This window comes from Bacillus sp. NMCC4 (genome assembly GCF_002998555.1).
Classification (GTDB): domain Bacteria; phylum Bacillota; class Bacilli; order Bacillales; family Bacillaceae; genus Bacillus.
The window spans coordinates 336397-351975 of record NZ_PVRA01000004.1 but is presented as its reverse complement, the minus strand read 5'-3'; the positions used below and the strand labels follow the sequence as shown (position 1 = coordinate 351975).

Sequence of the window (15579 nt, the reverse complement as noted above, 5' to 3'; positions counted from 1 at the left end):
GTGAATTATGGTTAAAATGGTAAGTCAAAACAAGGATCGTTCTTTACTTTTTCATCTTATTGATTAAGAATTTTAATCTCTAGTCTAAATATAGTGTTTTTTATAAACAGACAGTAATTACCATGTCGTGGCATGTCTGTTAAAGTAACCACCTGTCTTAAATCCAACTTTTTTATAGGAAAAATTGGATGGCTAGTTCTCCATGTTTTATAATTACTGATACAGAACTCCGGCTTGCTGAAGTTTTTCTATCCTTTCAAAATCCTTTACATAAATGATCTCAATTTTTTGACTGCTTTCTTCATATTCCCCTTAAAAATTAATAATCACTTTCCCTTTTGGTCGTCCATTTGCGACTAGTTCTAGCGCTTCATTTACGTTGTCTATAGTAAATAGTATTGGATGAATTGCTGGAACAATGTTGTTTTCTTCAATGATTTTGGTAATCTCTTTAAGTTGTGCGCCGTCAGAACGAACGAAAATAAAATGATATTCCACGTTTTGTTTCTTAGCTTTGCGGTCATAATTTGCGCCAGCAAGGGAAAATAATATTCGTTTCCACAATGGGGAATTTAGGTATTTCCCGAAACGTTTATTTGGTCCTGTACGGAGAGAGAGCAATCTTCCGCCCGGTTTGATGATACTCAATTCACTGTCAAATTCTTTAGGTCCCAGTGTATCAATCACGTAATCCACATTCGACAACAAGTCAACATAGTTTTCTATTGCATAATCCAAATATTGGTCTGCACCCATTTCCAAAGTGCGTTCGCGCGCTTCTGAGTTGCCACTAACAATGACATTTAGGCCCATTTCCTTTGCTATTGGTACAGCCATTTGACCAAAGCTGCCTGATCCACCTGGAATGAAGACAGATTTACCTGACTGTGCCTCAAGTTCTTCATGTAGACCTTGATACGCTGTGAGTCCAGCCAGTGGTACAGCAGCGGCTTCCACGTAAGACAAATTTTTTGGCATGGGTGCAATTGCGGCAGCATCAATTGCGGCATATTCCGCAAAAGCACCAATTTTTTTAAGGGGAAGACGTGTATAGATGGCATCTCCTACGTGAAATTCTGTCACATTTTTTCCGATTTTTTCGATAACTCCTGTCAATTCATTACCAAGCGTTAATGGGAATTCATAATCTTGAATCAGTTTCACGCTGCCTGTAATAATTAACATTTCGAGTGGATTGACTGCCGCAGCTTTGACCTTTACCAAGACTTCGTTTTCATCGATTTCTGGAATTGGAATGTCATTGACTTTGGCATGGATATTTTTTGAATACTTGGTGATCTGAGCTGCTTTCATGAGTGTTTTCATTTTTTCATTAGCATCCTTCCTTGAGATTATTACAGCTGGTGTTCCCACACTCAATCAGTAGAACAGATGTTAGAGTTCATCAGCCCATAGCGTTCGAATGCAGTACACGTCAGCCAGTGTAGCGCAATTCATGCGTCAAGCATTTTTCAGTTGTATGCCTTTTTTAAGCATTACTGTCCATTTTGCAGGTTCAATTTAAAAACTACTTTTCATTCCCTTTTTTTTGTTACAAAAATAGAGAGTCACTTCCCAGTCCCAAACTGTTTGTGGAACCTTGATATTTGCCATAAGTTATACTTATCTCTTGCGCTCTGCTACGTGTCATTGGTGCCATCGCTAAACGATTATGTTACCATATATATAAAAATTAGATTTAAAGGCTTTCTAGTATTGGAAAGATCGGCTTTCTCAACTTAAATTCATAGTTTTCATCTACAACCCCAACCACTTCATCTTTGTCATAAACCTCCATCATAAAACCTGCCATTTGCTTAGCTGTGTGGTACATAGGGAGATTTGCTTTGTAATCAAACTCTTTTATATCATTTGCATGTTTTGCGAATTCTGTTTCCGTCATTGCTGGTGCTAAAACTTTTGCCTTCATTTTCGCACCTTTCAGTTCAAGTTCTTTTGCAAGCCCTTCGGTGAAGGCACTAACATAATATTTAGAAGCAGAGTAAGCAACACTGCCAACAGCAATTACATATCCAAGTGCTGAGGATACGTTAATTAATTGAGTTCCCTCTACATCAGCATATTCTCTTACAAATAGTGTAGAAAGGATTGTCAAGGATTCTATGTTCACGCGTAACATGGTTTCTACTTTATCTAAATTCTGATCTATGACAGAAGAGGTTTCACCAAGACCAGCATTATTAATCCAAGTCTCAATTTGATACTCCTTTAAACTGTTATACAGTGTATATGCCTGATCTTTGACAGATAGGTCACTTGTCCGAATAATAACATCTAAACTAGGATTTAGATTCTGAATGGTTGATTTAAGTTCTTCTAATTTATCTAATCTTCTAGCTGCAATAATTAAGTTTTTGCCACGAGCAGCAAATGCTAATGCTGTCTCATATCCGATACCTGAGCTTGCTCCTGTAATAACTGTGTACTTCATATTATTCTCTCCTTAAAAATATTTCTCCTTGTTCTTGACCATGTTTCAGTAGATCAAATAAGAAGGTTTCCGTCTTTATAAAAATCTCTGTAACTTTTTTAGTGAACGATTTATTCCAATACGAGATCTTGGCTAGATGGCAGATCATAATCAACTGCCACTCCCACCTGGTCACCCTCAATTAGGTCAATGCCCTGTTCTTTGCTGTGTGGATCTGACCATACGGGTCACCATTTTGCGCGGCATCAGTCGTGGAAGGAATGCCATGAACCGGTTTCGAGCCCCTGGCATTATGAACGTCTTGCCGCGTAAGAAGCCTCGGTACCCTTCCTCAGCCACCTGCCCGGCCTCCATGATAGCACCACTCTGGAACAACTTCGATTCCCCAATACCCGAACGTTCAACAAAGCCGGTTGACGTCAGTCCCGGACATAGTGCCGTCACAGTCACCCCTGTACCGCTCAGTTCGTTCTCCAAAGCCTCAGTGAACGACAGCACGTACGCCTTCGTTGCGTAGTAAACCGACATCATAGGTCCCGGGAAGAAAGCCACCAACGAAGCCACATTCATCACGCCTCCTTGGCCTCGTTTGACCATATCCGGCAAGAACAGTTTCGTCATAACAGTCAGAGCCTTGATATTGACGTCAATCATATTCGTCTCTTGTTCTAACTGCGTCTCCAAGAACGTCCCGTACAAACCGAAGCCGGCATTATTGACAAGATAGTCGACGACGATCCCCTTCTCCTTGAGCTCCGCAAAAATCTCTTTCGGCACACCGGGTGAAGCCACATCCTTTGCGATGACCGTCGCTTGACTGCCATATCTTTTCCTATATTCCTTTGCGAGCTCCAAAAGCTTACCCTCGCTACGCGCCACCAGCACCAAATTATATCCTCCCTTGGCGAAACGATCCGCCAACTCTTTGCCAATTCCACCCGATACCCCGGTGATAAGAACAGTTTTTTTCATTTTACAGCACACCTCCATTTTTAGTTTAATTAAACCTTTAAAACGTTTTACAGCGTTTCTTACTGCGAGTTGTTACTATGGATGTAGGTTATCGATAATTGTAATTTTTGTATAAGAGGATTTATACTTGCCGCATATATCTCAACTGAGACCTCGCCATTATTTATTTTGGGCTTAGGGAAGTCTAAAAAAATTTGGTTTTTCACCGTAGTTTTCAATCGCTAAAACTTTCATGACAATCCTTCACATTTTTACTTAACGCACATGTATCTATTTATAAAGAATCTAAGAAAAAAAGATATGAATATCCCTAGATGGGATATTCATAATTAATTAAATTATTTTAAGAAAGGATAATCTGTATAGCCTTCTTTTCCTCCTGCATAGAGCGTGTTTTTATCAGGTTCGTTTAGAGGAGCACCTGAATGAATCCGTTCTACAAAGTCTGGATTAGCTAGTACCCAAGTGCCTACTGTGACAACATCTGCAATATTATTATCTACATCAGACGAAAGTTGATCTAGAGGACGACCTGGACGGTTAACAAGAAGTGCTTGGTCCCAAAGTTGACGCACATCTTTTAGGAATTGCTCGTTTCCAAAGTGCATTAAATGCAGATAAGCAAGGTTAAGCTTATTTAATTCACTTATTAAATAGCGATACATCTCCAGGCTATTCTCCCCCTCATCAATGCCTTGCAGTGTTCCTTGAGGAGAAAAACGGATGCCTGTTCTTTCTGCTCCTATTTCATCAACAACTGCTTTAGCTACTTCAATTGCGAATCGAGAACGCCCCTCAATCGTACCACCGTATGCATCTTGACGATGATTGGAGTTTTCACTAAGGAATTGTTGGATCAGATAACCATTCGCTCCGTGAATTTCAACTCCGTCTGCACCAGCTTCAATTGCTGAACGTGCTGCTAAACGAAACTCATTGATAACATCTTTTATCTCAAGCTCACTCAGTTCTCTTGGTGTTGGAATTTCTTTCATTCCTTCTGCCGTGAAAATTTCTACACCAGGTGCAATAGCTGACGGTGCAACTGCTTGGCGGTGGTGAGGTGTGTTATCAGGGTGTGATACACGTCCTACATGCATAAGCTGAATAAAAATATGACCGCCTTCACTATGAACTTTAGAAGTTACTTTTTTCCACCCTCTAATATGATTTTCTGTATAAATACCAGGTGTATTCGTGTAACCTTGCCCATCATCTGAAGGTTGGGTTCCTTCGCTTATAATTAAACCGACTGAAGCACGCTGACCATAGTACTCAGCTACTAAATCGCTCGGCGTACCATCTGGTAAAGCTCTATTTCTAGTCATCGGAGCCATACCTATGCGGTTTTTTAAGTCAATGTTTCCGATACGAACTTTTTCAAATAATCTGCTCATATGAATACTCCTTTTTAATAAGAATTAGAATCAAGAAATAAATTTACGTGTTCTGCAAATAGTTCTGGAAATTGAAACAGATGCCCGTGACCAGAATCAGGATATATAATCAACTGTGCTTTGGGTAATTTCTCTGTTAAGATATAGCTGTTTTTAGTCGGTACCATCACATCATTAACACCATTAGTGACAAGTACAGGGTGTTTGATGTTTTGTAACCATTCATAATCATGATTAGATTTTTGTTTAGCCCATTTTGCAATAGCTTGTAATTGTGCCTCTTTTACTTGTTCCGAACTATTTACTTTTTTCTGATTAAAAATTCTTTGTAGTGAAGCTATTCCTGCTGATTTACTTGTTTCGGTTTGTTCGTAGAAAAAGAACATAAAATCATTTATTCCATCTTCTTCCGTTCCGCCGTGACGATTCATTCTTTCAAGAATCTCTGGATTTGGATTAATACCAGATTCAGGTGAAGTACCTGCCAAAATCATTTTTCTTACTAAATCTCCTTCTTGTAAAGCTAGCTCTTGTGCAACCATGCCACCAATGGAAAAACCAAGAATGTCGACTTGTTCTAATCCAAGTGCTTTTATAAATGTTGCTGTATCTTTTGCCATATCAGCAATTGTAGTAGGCGTTAGTCCATCGGTCTCACCAACCCCTTTATTGTCAAATAAGATTACTGGGCGTTTATTTGCAATAGGTTCAAGCATGTCTGGATCCCAGCTTTCCAACGTTCCTCTAAAGTGAACAAGAAATACTACTGGTATACCATCTTTTGTACCAAATCTCCTATATGCGTAACGAGTTCCTTCTGCTTCAATAAATTCTGATTCTGTTGGTATTTTAAAATTTCTCATTTTTGTGTTCCTCCTTAGAAATTAAAAAACGATTTATAACTATGCATTATGATGGTTTGTTTCATGCTTATTTTAGAATGAACATTCTAAAAAGGGTAAAAAAAGAAAGCTAGTCCAACACTGAAAGTGCTAGAGAAATGATGCCTTCTAATTCTTTTTTACTGTAATCAGTTTTTATTAGTACTCTTATACCTACCAAATTGTTGTGTAAGAAACGAGATATGTTATCAGAATCGATTTCTTTTGATAGCTCTCCATTAGTTTGACCCTGTTTTATAAGGGAATTAAACATATCTTCAGTACGATTAAACATTTTTGTAACGATGCGCCCAATTTCTTTGTCCAACAAAGATAATTCAATGGCTGCATTTACTGATAGACATCCTTTTGGGTATTGTTTAATGGAATTCAGTACGAAAATAAAAACATCACGTATCGTCTGTTTAATGGATGAAGTGCTGCTGATTATGCTTTCCATCTCATTAACGATGAGCTCTTCATAATGATGAAGGGAAGCTAAAAACAATGAACGCTTGTCGCCAAATGTGTCATATATACTCCTACGGTGTATCCCCATATGATCCACCAAATCTTGCATGGATGTTTTTTCATAGCCCTGTTCCCAAAATAACTCCATTGCTTTTCTTAATACTTCTTTTTCGTCAAACTCTTTACTTCTAGCCATTTTAATTCTCCTTAAAAAAATCCATGAACCAATACTAACAAAAACAAAAGTCATATCCATTATAGAATGAACATTCTAAAATAAACACATGAATTACAAACCATGATTACATAATACCCTTTTTAGAACGATAAGTAAAGAATTATACTTCTGCGATGAACACCCATATGTCACCAAGTCTTGCATGAATGTTTTTTCATAACCCTGTTCCCAGAAAAGCCCCCTTGTTTTCTTAATGCTCTTTTTTATCAAATTTATTTCTAGACATAATCCCACCTTACAACGTATTACCTCTTAATTCTGAGAAAGGACTAAGAATCATTGATGCATTCATCCCTCCCTCATTCTAAAATAATAAAGAATGATCACTCTCGTTTGAGTAGCAAAACAGTTAGATCTAACGTGTTTCAAGCATAGCAAATTCAAGAACGATCGGTAAAGAATTTAGAATTCATCATATGTTTTATATGGTTAGCTTTCAATTAAACGTTTTAACTTAAGCTCAGTTTCAGTATTCTCAACTGGAGTATAGACGCTGCATCTTAAATCAGTATCTCCATGCACTTGTAACGAAGTAAGATTAAACAACATTTTACCTACCTTAGCATGACGAAACTCAATTAATACTTCAGGAGCAGAGCTTATCTCATTTTCATTCCAAATTTTATGAAACTCAGGATATACCTGTTCCATTTCTTGTATAAATTGCTCATACCAGTCATCAGCCACATACTGTCCATAATACGTTCTAAATATTGCGATATATCCTCTAACAAAATGCTCCCAATTCACTGCTAAACTTTTAAATTCCTTTCTTGCGAATAGTAAGCGTATGATATTCCTTTCTGCTGGGGTGATTTGTTCAAAATCCAAAAATACATTAGCTGCTGCTTGATTCCACCCAACAATCTGACTTCTTCTATCTGATATAATTGTTGGACAATAACGAAGTTCCTGCAAAATTTTCACTAAAGCCGGACTGATTTCCTTCTCCTTCTCATTTATAAAGGGTTGTTTCACTCCTTCCTCTAACGCTAGAGCATACAAATATCTCCTTTCATCGTTATTTAATTGTAATGCTCGAGAAATAGCATCTAATACCGAAGTAGACACTTTTATATCTCTACCTTGTTCTAACCATGTATACCATGTAAGACTTACACCGGCTAGTTGAGCCACTTCCTCTCTTCTTAGTCCTGGTGTTCTTCTGCGGGTTCCTACAGGTAAACCAACCATTTGAGGAGTAATTTTCGAACGTTGATTCTTTAGAAATTCTGATAAAGCTTGAAGTCTTGTTTCAGGTTTCATTAAAATCTCCTTTTTAAATAGTGCTAATTATACTAGGATAAACAACAACTTGTAATAGGATAACACAAAAGTTAAAGTTAATAAAAAATAAGGAGGGAATTATTATGAAAAGAGTTGTCATTACTGGAATGGGAATTATTTCGCCTCTAGGAAATGATGTAAATAGCTTTTGGAATCAACTAGTTAAAGGTCAATCGGGAATATCTCTAATTGATTCTTTTGATACTATTGATTATAAAACAAAGATAGCTGGAATGGTTCGTGATTTCGATGTAGATGGAATATTTGGGAGGAAAGAAGCCAAACGATTAGATCGATTTAGTCAGTTTGCTTTAGCAGCAGCCGAACAAGCATTAGAAAAATCACAATTACAGTTAGATAAGGTTGATCTTGAACGTTTAGGGGTATACGTTGGTTCAGGGATCGGAGGTATACAATCACTTGTTGATAATGTGAATGTATTAAATAAACGAGGTCCCGCAAGAGTAAGCCCTAGCCTTGTACCAATGATGATTTCAAATGCAGCTGCGGCTCAAATAAGTATTAGATTAGGGGCACAAGGCCCGTCATTATCACCAGTAACGGCCTGTTCAATCGGGAACACCTCTATTGGTGAAGCTTTCAATGCTATCCGAAATGATGAGGCAGATATTATATTTGCCGGTGGAGCAGAAGCTGCAATCACACAGTTATCTTTGGCTAGTTTTGGAAACGCCCATGCACTATCTACAAAAAACCAAGATCCAAGTCGAGCCAGCCGTCCGTTCGATACAGATAGAGATGGCTTTGTTATGAGTGAAGGCGCAGGTATTTTAGTATTAGAATCATTAGAAAACGCTATTCTTAGAGATGCGCCGATATTATGTGAAGTAGTGGGATACGGAGCTAGTTCAGATGCTCATCATATGGTAGCATCACACCCAGAAGGTAAGGGTGCCTACTTAGCAATGAAAAAAGCATTGAGAAGTGCAAATATATCAACAGGTGAAATTGATGTTATTAGTGCTCATGCAACAAGTACACAAATAGGTGATCGTTCAGAAATTCTAGCTATTAAGAAATTGTTTGGTGAACATTCCCGCAAAATTCCAACAACTGCAAACAAATCAATGACTGGTCACATGCTTGGTGCTGCTGGTGGAGTAGAAGCAATTGCTTTAGTGGAAAGTTTGAGACAAGGAATTATTCCTCCAACTATTAATGTAGAGAATTTAGATCCAGATTGCGACTTAGATGTTGTCTCAAAAACGCGAAATCTTCCAATGAAATATGGACTATCAAATTCTTTTGGCTTTGGCGGACATAATTCAGCAATCGTGTTAAAGAATTATGATTGAAGATCCACCTTTATAATTCAGAGGTGAAATAAATGCATCTACCAAGGGTTGAACACCCTTGGTTTCAAATTTAGAATATCATGATCCGGATCTAGAATGTTCATCTGCCCGCCGATGATTTCCGCAAAGAAGGTCACGATGAGTGCATGATGCATTTTATCGTGAAAGAATACTTCTCGAACCGAATGAAGTTCATTTACTTTGCAAACATACCCTGTCTCTTCTTTCACCTCACGGACCACGGCCTGCTGCAGGTGTTCACCTTTTTCTACAGTACCGCCTGGAAGTTCCCAATATCCCTTTACATTTTTGACCATTAACATATTTTCTTCCTCATCATAAATAATAGCTGATACTACGTCTACTCGTTTCAAAGAACCCAATCATTCTCTGTTTACATCAATTGTCGAATAAATAGCACGAACTGTTCATTTCAATACATTCATTATACTGTATCCTTGATATAAGATAATGGATAAGAAAGCAAACAGCATTCGTGGGCAGATTGGAGGCCACAGCATGTGGATCATCATCATTTTACTTATTGTCCTCATTGGATTTACAGGGAATATCGTTTCTTTATTAAGACAAATGAAAGAGTCAAACGAGAAAATCATACAACTTTTAGAACATCAAAAACCGAAAAAATAAAAACCTCACCCTTTTAGAGAGAGGTTTTTAGAGTAAGCAATTATTCTTATCGTTTCTCATGAAGCAACATATATCTGATTCGACGAATATAATGCAGTGCAATATGAACGAGACATAAAATGAGCCCGATCATCGCAAGAATATAGATGGGCAGCATCAAACCAGGTACATAGTTGACGATAAAACCCAAACAAAACGCTGTCAGCATATATAGACTGATCAACCTCATCAATACCATCCGAAGCCCTCCCTTTCTACATTCACTTTAACATATTTTCCCTTTATTTTCATGATTGGCTTTTAAAAAAAGATGCGAATCCACTAAGATTCGCATGATCATTACGTATTCAATTCACCTTTCTTCGCGCGCGCTTCCTTCCACTGCTCAAGCTCTGAAACTGTTAATAATTGATATCCTTGTTTGGTCAATTCCTTGATAATCGTGACAGCTGCGTTTGCCGAGGTGTCATAGATGTCGTGCATTAAGACAGTTTCTCCGCTAGACGCATGTGTGAGAATGTAGTTGGCGACGTATTGGCTGTTGCGATATTTCCAGTCTTCAGGATCTACGTCCCAAAGCGTGACTTTCATGTTGACAGCTTCGTTGATATGCCCATTTGTTCCACCATATGGCGGTCTAAAGTGAGTCGGTGTGAATCCGCCTGCTTTTTCAATAATTTGCTGCGTATCTTCTACTTGTTTGATAGCTTGTTTTAACGGCAGTCTTGTGAGTAAAGGATGGCTATAGGAATGATTTCCGATTTCATTCCCACCCTTTCTGATCTCACCCAGCATATCGGGGTAATATTGAACCCTGCTACCTAATACAAAAAATGTCGCATGTCCTTTGTTTTCTTTTAAGGCTTTTAAGATTTTTGAGGTCGTGGATGGATTTGGTCCATCGTCAAATGTCAGAGCAATGGCTTTTTGATTTGGGTTGAATGTTGCCTGTTTTGGCAGTTTTACAAGCTTTCTTTTTGAGATCGGTTCTTTTTTCTCATTTTTGTTCTTTTCTTTATGAATGTATTCAGGCTTTAACATTCCTTTAAGCACTGTTTTTTTAATCGCCAGCACTTGAGGGCCTTTTTTGTCTGGTGCGATTTGCCCTGCTGGAAAGTAGAATTCTATAAAACGATCCTTGATGGCAAAATACTGATAATGCTCTGCCGCAGGAGATGTTCCTTGCTTGAGCAAATGCTCGTTTTCAGCAAGAGTGCGATCTTTCTTTAATTCCTCAAATGTCATTTGAGACAGTTTTTGCAGACTTTCTTTCTTTGATAAAAATAAATCATCTATTGATAAAAAATGCTGTTTCTTGAAATCAAAATTGAATATCTTCGTTTCATGTGCGCCTTTTACTCCGCCTTTCAATTCATATGTATTGAATTTGATCGCAGCAGTTTGTTTGGCATAATGAGTAATCTCGTAATCTATGTTTAATTCGTATCGATGATCTTCATCGACATCGCTTGCTTCACTAAATGATGTTTTGAATTTGTCGAGCGCTGTTTCTGCAAATCTTTTCATCTCTTGATCTAGCTTTTTTTGATGAAACACTGGATAGTTCACAGCATATCTCAAGTATCTCCCGTCATTCACGAGAGTGACAATTTCAACTTCTTTATAGCTCGAATCTGGTTCTACCTTCTTCTTCTCTGTCCCGCTTGCCTGCTGATTATGATAAAACGCAGCGATTCCGATGATGATTGCAAGTCCGCATAGGACGAGACTAATTTTCCATTTCATTGACACAATGATTCCCCTCTCGTGATGGCGTCATGTCTTGATGACGTGTGTTTGTAGGATAGACTTTGCGTGAACTCGATTTAGTTTTCAAAAAACACATTTGTCACATTTTCGTCACAATTAAGAGAGGTTGAAAAAAAGGGCTTGATCTCTCAGCCCTTTGATTATTTTTGCATATATAGTTGAAATAATTTCGTTTCTTCATCAATAGAACTCGCTCGATCAAAAGCCGCTCTAACCGTCTTCGTATTGTTCATGAGCTCATACAGCATTGTCAGGACAAAGATAAATGCCGCATCTCCATCAATGTAATCATCAGGCGCTGTATAGGACAAAGCACCTGCTTCTAAAAAGGCTTCTGCAAGTTTTTTCTCACCTAGTGTGCAGCCGGTTGATATGACGTGAACCCCTTTTAACGAAGCATACCGCTTGATTCCATCCGCTCCAAAAGTTACACCTCTAGGCTCCCCATCTTCGTATACATCTTCCCCTAACTCCGGCATGAGAAACGCTCCTTCTTCCCCATGAAAAGATAAAAGAAAGTAGTCCGTCTCCCTTCTATTTCTCCCAGATAACACATCAATCAGATCATTGGGTCTGCCTATCCAATGCATATCGACTTTTGCACCAAAGTTCTCAAATGCTGCACGCAGGGCAAAAGATTCTAGCTCACTATTTGGTCCTGTTGCTAATGTGATGCGCATGGTCTGTTGTTCCACTTGTATCTCCTCCAAACGATGATAAAAATAAATCCATTTTTTCTTCATCTGCATATGTATCCGTCCATTTTAGTGCACTGATCAATACATTTGCTCGATGTCCTGTCGTTCTCGTGCGAAGGAAAGAGCTTCCGTCATCAAGACTTGCCTACTCCCTTTCCGTGGGCACCAGCCGTTACATACATCACTGCTACATTCGCTCGGTGCTTTAATTTCTGTAAGGTTTCTTGGATGAGCGTGACCGTCCCCACAAGCTGCCCCATAAAAGGTGCCAAAGGTCCACATAGATTGTGCCGAAGCAAAACGAGCCGCATATTTGTCTTTTGTATCTATTTGTTCTTCTTCATAGCTCATTGCAAAGCCCTCTGGATGTAATCGCAGTGCTTCTAGTCTTAATGCTGTATATTCTTCAGATCACCTGCGTTAACAATTGAATATTCAGACAACCACCTCCAACAGAATGATTGATACTTCCAATTTTATCTTGAAAGGAGGTTTTGATCAAAGGATATTGATCCCTTAGCACCAATCTCTTTTCCTACATGCAATTAGACATGCTTATCCATCTGCGAAAACAAGGTATTTCCGATCATGTTTACTCGTTTTATCCTAGCAAAAACGATTCTTTTCTCACTTATCTTTTGACCTTTTTTATATTAATCTATAACTAATTCATGAAAAAAAAGAAAAAAAAGGATTGCTATGAATGAAAAGATATCATAAGATAGAATAGTAATAAAAAGTCAAAAAAGGGAGGAATTTGATATGACAGAAACAAGAAACGAAATCAAACTACATGTTCTTTTTGGTGCTTTAGCAGTAGGTTTCCTTATGCTAGCTCTTTTTTCCTTCTCGCTACAGATGCTGCCAGTTGCTGATCTAGCAAAAGAATTTGGTATTCCAGGCAGTGTTGCAGCTGTTGTTTTGAACGTTGTTGAAGCGGGCGGAGCTGTTACAACAATCGTCTCCATTTTAACTGCTGTAGGATCAGGTGGTCTTTCTCTTATTGCAGCGGCTGGTAAAGAGACCATTCGTCAGTACCTTAAAGCCCAAATTAAGAAAAAAGGCCGTAAAGCCGTTATTGCTTGGTAATTCATTTTTATGACTCAATAGAAGGAGACTTTGTTCTCCTTCTATTTAAATTTTGATGCAGGTGAGAAGATGTTATATCCATTATTATCACTACTTCTATCAATTAGAATTCAACAACAATATTCAAATCTAGCTCAGTTTATAATACGTAAGGTTCCATTTTTCACATCGTTTTCTTCTAAACAGTACATATTATTTTCTTGTATCCTTGATACTTTATTCGGATGTATGATTGTAATCGTTATTTCTTCATTTCTTTACTCTCCGATCTATCAAATAGAATGGGAGAGTGCTTTTGTGATATTTTTGTTTCTTTTCTCTATCGTCAAAGGGATTGAATCTTATAGAAGAACTCATATTCTTCCTTTTGAAGAATTGATACAGCTTGCACCTGTTTCCTCAAGACACCTTTTCCAAACGCTTTTGTTTTCAGAACTGATCTGGTTGATGTTGACCAGTTTGAGTACTTATTTAATCTATTTTCTGTTTCAATATTCTATTGCTCCAACACATGATTGGATATTCTGGTTAAAGCATCTCAATGTCATGTTGACAGGTTTCTTCCTATTTATCGTCAGCAATAAGATATTTGGTGCTTACATCTATAATATTGTCGTGAAAAAAATCGGGATCATTCGTGTTCTTTTTTTCGCAAGCATCTCTTTACTTTTTTTCTTATTTGGAAGAGTCCTGATATTGAACATTATTTTCCCTTTTTATCACACCTTCCAACAACTTTTTCAGTCGATTTCATCGCTTGCAGAGGATTCGTTTTGGATTACACTTTCCAACAATTTGGTGGCTTTATATCAAAATGATCTTCAGCATATCCATCATGCTTTATTCTCAAAGGATTCTGTATTTCTACAATTTCAAGCGCTTTTCACTTCACCTGTCACATTTTTCGTGGTGATATTAGCAGCTATACTCGTCATGAAGAGTCCTGTACGCTGGATTCCAACTGGGAAAGATCATGATCAAAACTCAACACATTTTCGAGATTTATTTTATTGGTACTTTCAAGTACTTAATAAAATTCAAGGCTCGCTGTTTCAAAAGAATATGTTGATCCAAAAAGACCTCAAGGTGTTAAAAGAAAAAAGATGGCTGCTGTCTAAAGAGTTTTTTAATTATATGTTTATGTCATATGAAGCCTTCTTTTATATCGGGGTTATGACTAGTTTGATCTCCATTATTGATCATCCGGCTTTGCAGATTCAGCTGCTTTTTACATTAAATGTGATGATTTTAGCAAATCAAACGTATGAGATGAGAATGCTGACCCCTTCTATTTTTTCTTTAAGTGCTGAAAAAAAGAATATTTGGCTTTTTGAGCTTTCTCAAACATCTCTTATTCAGTTTTTCTTATCAAAAATCCAGTTATTTTATTGTTTATTTTCCATACCAGCTCTCTTTCTGCTATTCATTAATCTATCAATCATGGGTGTATATCAGCTTTTTGATATTCAGATGCTCATTCAATTTGTGGCATTAGGGATTGGTTTTTTCATTTTCCCTTTGATTCAGCTTTACTTGTTTCCATTTACAACGAAATTCAATTTTATTCATGAGCATGAAATAGGGACAACCAATGAGGAAATAGAAGTTATCGATAAAGGGCAGGCTTTTGCAAGAAACTTTCTTGTATTACCTTTCATGTACTACATGATCTTGACCTCTTTTCTACCTATTTTGCAGCAATCCTCAGGTCTCATAAACTTTCTGTTTGCTTTATATTTTGTGATCGTTTCATTGATCTGCTGGGTGTTATGCCGCAAGACCATCTATAAAGGGATTGAGTATGTTGAAAAAAATAAGATATTTTCTATCGGAGAATAGACTGATTTTACGCCTCGGCTATATTTATGCTGCTATCTTTATTGCAGCAGTGCTGATTGGTAGCCTTCTTCCTTATGATCAGATTCCTTATTTAAAAAAGGATGAAGAGATGTTTTTTCTATCTATTTTCTTAAACAATTTGCAAGTTGGGATGGCGATATTAGGGATCGGAGCTTTTACAGGCGGCATCATGGCTGCTGGCATTCTTTTTTACAACGGATACATTATTGGCAAACTAGTTCAGTATTTGATTGTCAATCAAGAAGTGCAGCAGATATTCACAGGATTACTGCCTCATGCTTTCGTAGAGATTCTTGGTTTCATCTTGTTTTCAATTGTCAGCTTTTTTCCTTTTATTTATCTTTATCGATTTATAAAAGGAGAAACAATTGATTTAAAAAAGTTGACTGTGACTGTGCTTCAATTGATTTTTGCAGCAATTGTTCTCTTATTCGCAGCATCTCTTTTAGAGGAATACGTTAGCCATGTACATCTACCATAGAAGAAAGGGGAATGTG

The 15579-nt window shown here is 37.6% G+C and carries 17 protein-coding genes; 5 read left to right on the top strand and 12 right to left on the bottom strand.

The features are described 5' to 3' along the window. Window positions 1–312: 312 nt before the first annotated feature. From C6Y02_RS11480 to C6Y02_RS11445, 7 genes are all read right to left on the bottom strand, one after another. Window positions 313–1326: an NADP-dependent oxidoreductase gene (locus tag C6Y02_RS11480; protein WP_003217281.1), complete on the bottom strand. Its 1014-nt coding sequence runs from the start codon at window positions 1324–1326 to the stop codon at window positions 313–315. Window positions 1327–1699: 373 nt separating this feature from the next. Next, window positions 1700–2452 carry an SDR family NAD(P)-dependent oxidoreductase gene (locus tag C6Y02_RS11475; protein ID WP_106031284.1) on the bottom strand — a complete coding sequence of 251 codons (753 nt, stop codon included), beginning with the start codon at window positions 2450–2452 and terminating at the stop codon, window positions 1700–1702. Between the two features lie 186 nt (window positions 2453–2638). After that, entirely contained in the window at window positions 2639–3424 is a 786-nt protein-coding gene (locus tag C6Y02_RS11470) for an SDR family NAD(P)-dependent oxidoreductase (protein ID WP_003217300.1), read from the bottom strand. Between the two features lie 338 nt (window positions 3425–3762). Next, entirely contained in the window at window positions 3763–4821 is a 1059-nt protein-coding gene (locus C6Y02_RS11465) for an alkene reductase (RefSeq protein WP_106031283.1), read from the bottom strand. 14 nt (window positions 4822–4835) lie between these two features. Next, window positions 4836–5684, bottom strand: a complete 849-nt coding sequence (locus tag C6Y02_RS11460; protein WP_106031282.1) for an alpha/beta fold hydrolase — start codon at window positions 5682–5684, stop codon at window positions 4836–4838. A gap of 109 nt (window positions 5685–5793) precedes the next feature. Continuing rightward, window positions 5794–6369, bottom strand: a complete 576-nt coding sequence (locus tag C6Y02_RS11455) for a TetR/AcrR family transcriptional regulator (protein WP_003217451.1) — start codon at window positions 6367–6369, stop codon at window positions 5794–5796. Between the two features lie 471 nt (window positions 6370–6840). After that, a complete protein-coding gene (locus C6Y02_RS11445) occupies window positions 6841–7677 on the bottom strand; it encodes a helix-turn-helix transcriptional regulator (RefSeq protein ID WP_106031281.1) in 837 nt (278 codons plus the stop codon). 104 nt (window positions 7678–7781) lie between these two features. Between C6Y02_RS11445 and fabF the strand changes: the two genes are divergently transcribed. Then, the gene (gene fabF / locus C6Y02_RS11440) at window positions 7782–9014 is read left to right on the top strand and encodes a beta-ketoacyl-ACP synthase II (RefSeq protein WP_003217365.1); all 1233 of its coding nucleotides are present in this window, start codon (window positions 7782–7784) and stop codon (window positions 9012–9014) included. Between the two features lie 38 nt (window positions 9015–9052). On the opposite strand, the gene C6Y02_RS11435 is transcribed toward fabF, so the two are convergent. Continuing rightward, window positions 9053–9388, bottom strand: coding sequence for an NUDIX hydrolase (locus tag C6Y02_RS11435; RefSeq protein ID WP_106031280.1), 336 nt, complete (start codon window positions 9386–9388; stop codon window positions 9053–9055). A 145-nt stretch (window positions 9389–9533) separates the two neighbouring features. On the opposite strand from C6Y02_RS11435, the gene C6Y02_RS19620 reads away from it, so the two are divergent. Further along, window positions 9534–9665: a hypothetical protein gene (locus C6Y02_RS19620; protein WP_003217310.1), complete on the top strand. Its 132-nt coding sequence runs from the start codon at window positions 9534–9536 to the stop codon at window positions 9663–9665. A gap of 46 nt (window positions 9666–9711) precedes the next feature. On the opposite strand, the gene C6Y02_RS11430 is transcribed toward C6Y02_RS19620, so the two are convergent. The 4 genes from C6Y02_RS11430 to C6Y02_RS19495 all read right to left on the bottom strand — a co-directional run bounded on the left by C6Y02_RS11430 (window position 9712) and on the right by C6Y02_RS19495 (window position 12484). Beyond that, complete coding sequence (locus C6Y02_RS11430; RefSeq protein WP_003217441.1) at window positions 9712–9903, bottom strand: hypothetical protein; 192 nt, start codon at window positions 9901–9903, stop codon at window positions 9712–9714. A 101-nt stretch (window positions 9904–10004) separates the two neighbouring features. Then, entirely contained in the window at window positions 10005–11417 is a 1413-nt protein-coding gene (locus tag C6Y02_RS11425) for a polysaccharide deacetylase family protein (RefSeq protein WP_106031279.1), read from the bottom strand. A 158-nt stretch (window positions 11418–11575) separates the two neighbouring features. Then, window positions 11576–12130 (bottom strand): delta-aminolevulinic acid dehydratase, encoded by a 555-nt coding sequence (locus C6Y02_RS11420; RefSeq protein ID WP_106031278.1) that lies wholly within the window; start codon window positions 12128–12130, stop codon window positions 11576–11578. An 81-nt stretch (window positions 12131–12211) separates the two neighbouring features. After that, on the bottom strand, window positions 12212–12484 hold the full coding sequence (locus C6Y02_RS19495; protein ID WP_223256550.1) for a hypothetical protein: 273 nt from the start codon (window positions 12482–12484) through the stop codon (window positions 12212–12214). A gap of 411 nt (window positions 12485–12895) precedes the next feature. On the opposite strand from C6Y02_RS19495, the gene C6Y02_RS11410 reads away from it, so the two are divergent. The 3 genes from C6Y02_RS11410 to C6Y02_RS11400 all read left to right on the top strand — a co-directional run bounded on the left by C6Y02_RS11410 (window position 12896) and on the right by C6Y02_RS11400 (window position 15563). Further along, complete coding sequence (locus C6Y02_RS11410) at window positions 12896–13222, top strand: uberolysin/carnocyclin family circular bacteriocin (RefSeq protein WP_034661404.1); 327 nt, start codon at window positions 12896–12898, stop codon at window positions 13220–13222. Between the two features lie 297 nt (window positions 13223–13519). Next, window positions 13520–15061, top strand: a complete 1542-nt coding sequence (locus C6Y02_RS11405; RefSeq protein ID WP_223256549.1) for a hypothetical protein — start codon at window positions 13520–13522, stop codon at window positions 15059–15061. Beyond that, window positions 15024–15563: a stage II sporulation protein M gene (locus C6Y02_RS11400; protein WP_223250478.1), complete on the top strand. Its 540-nt coding sequence runs from the start codon at window positions 15024–15026 to the stop codon at window positions 15561–15563. Before C6Y02_RS11405 ends, C6Y02_RS11400 begins: the two co-directional genes overlap by 38 nt. Window positions 15564–15579: the final 16 nt, after the last annotated feature.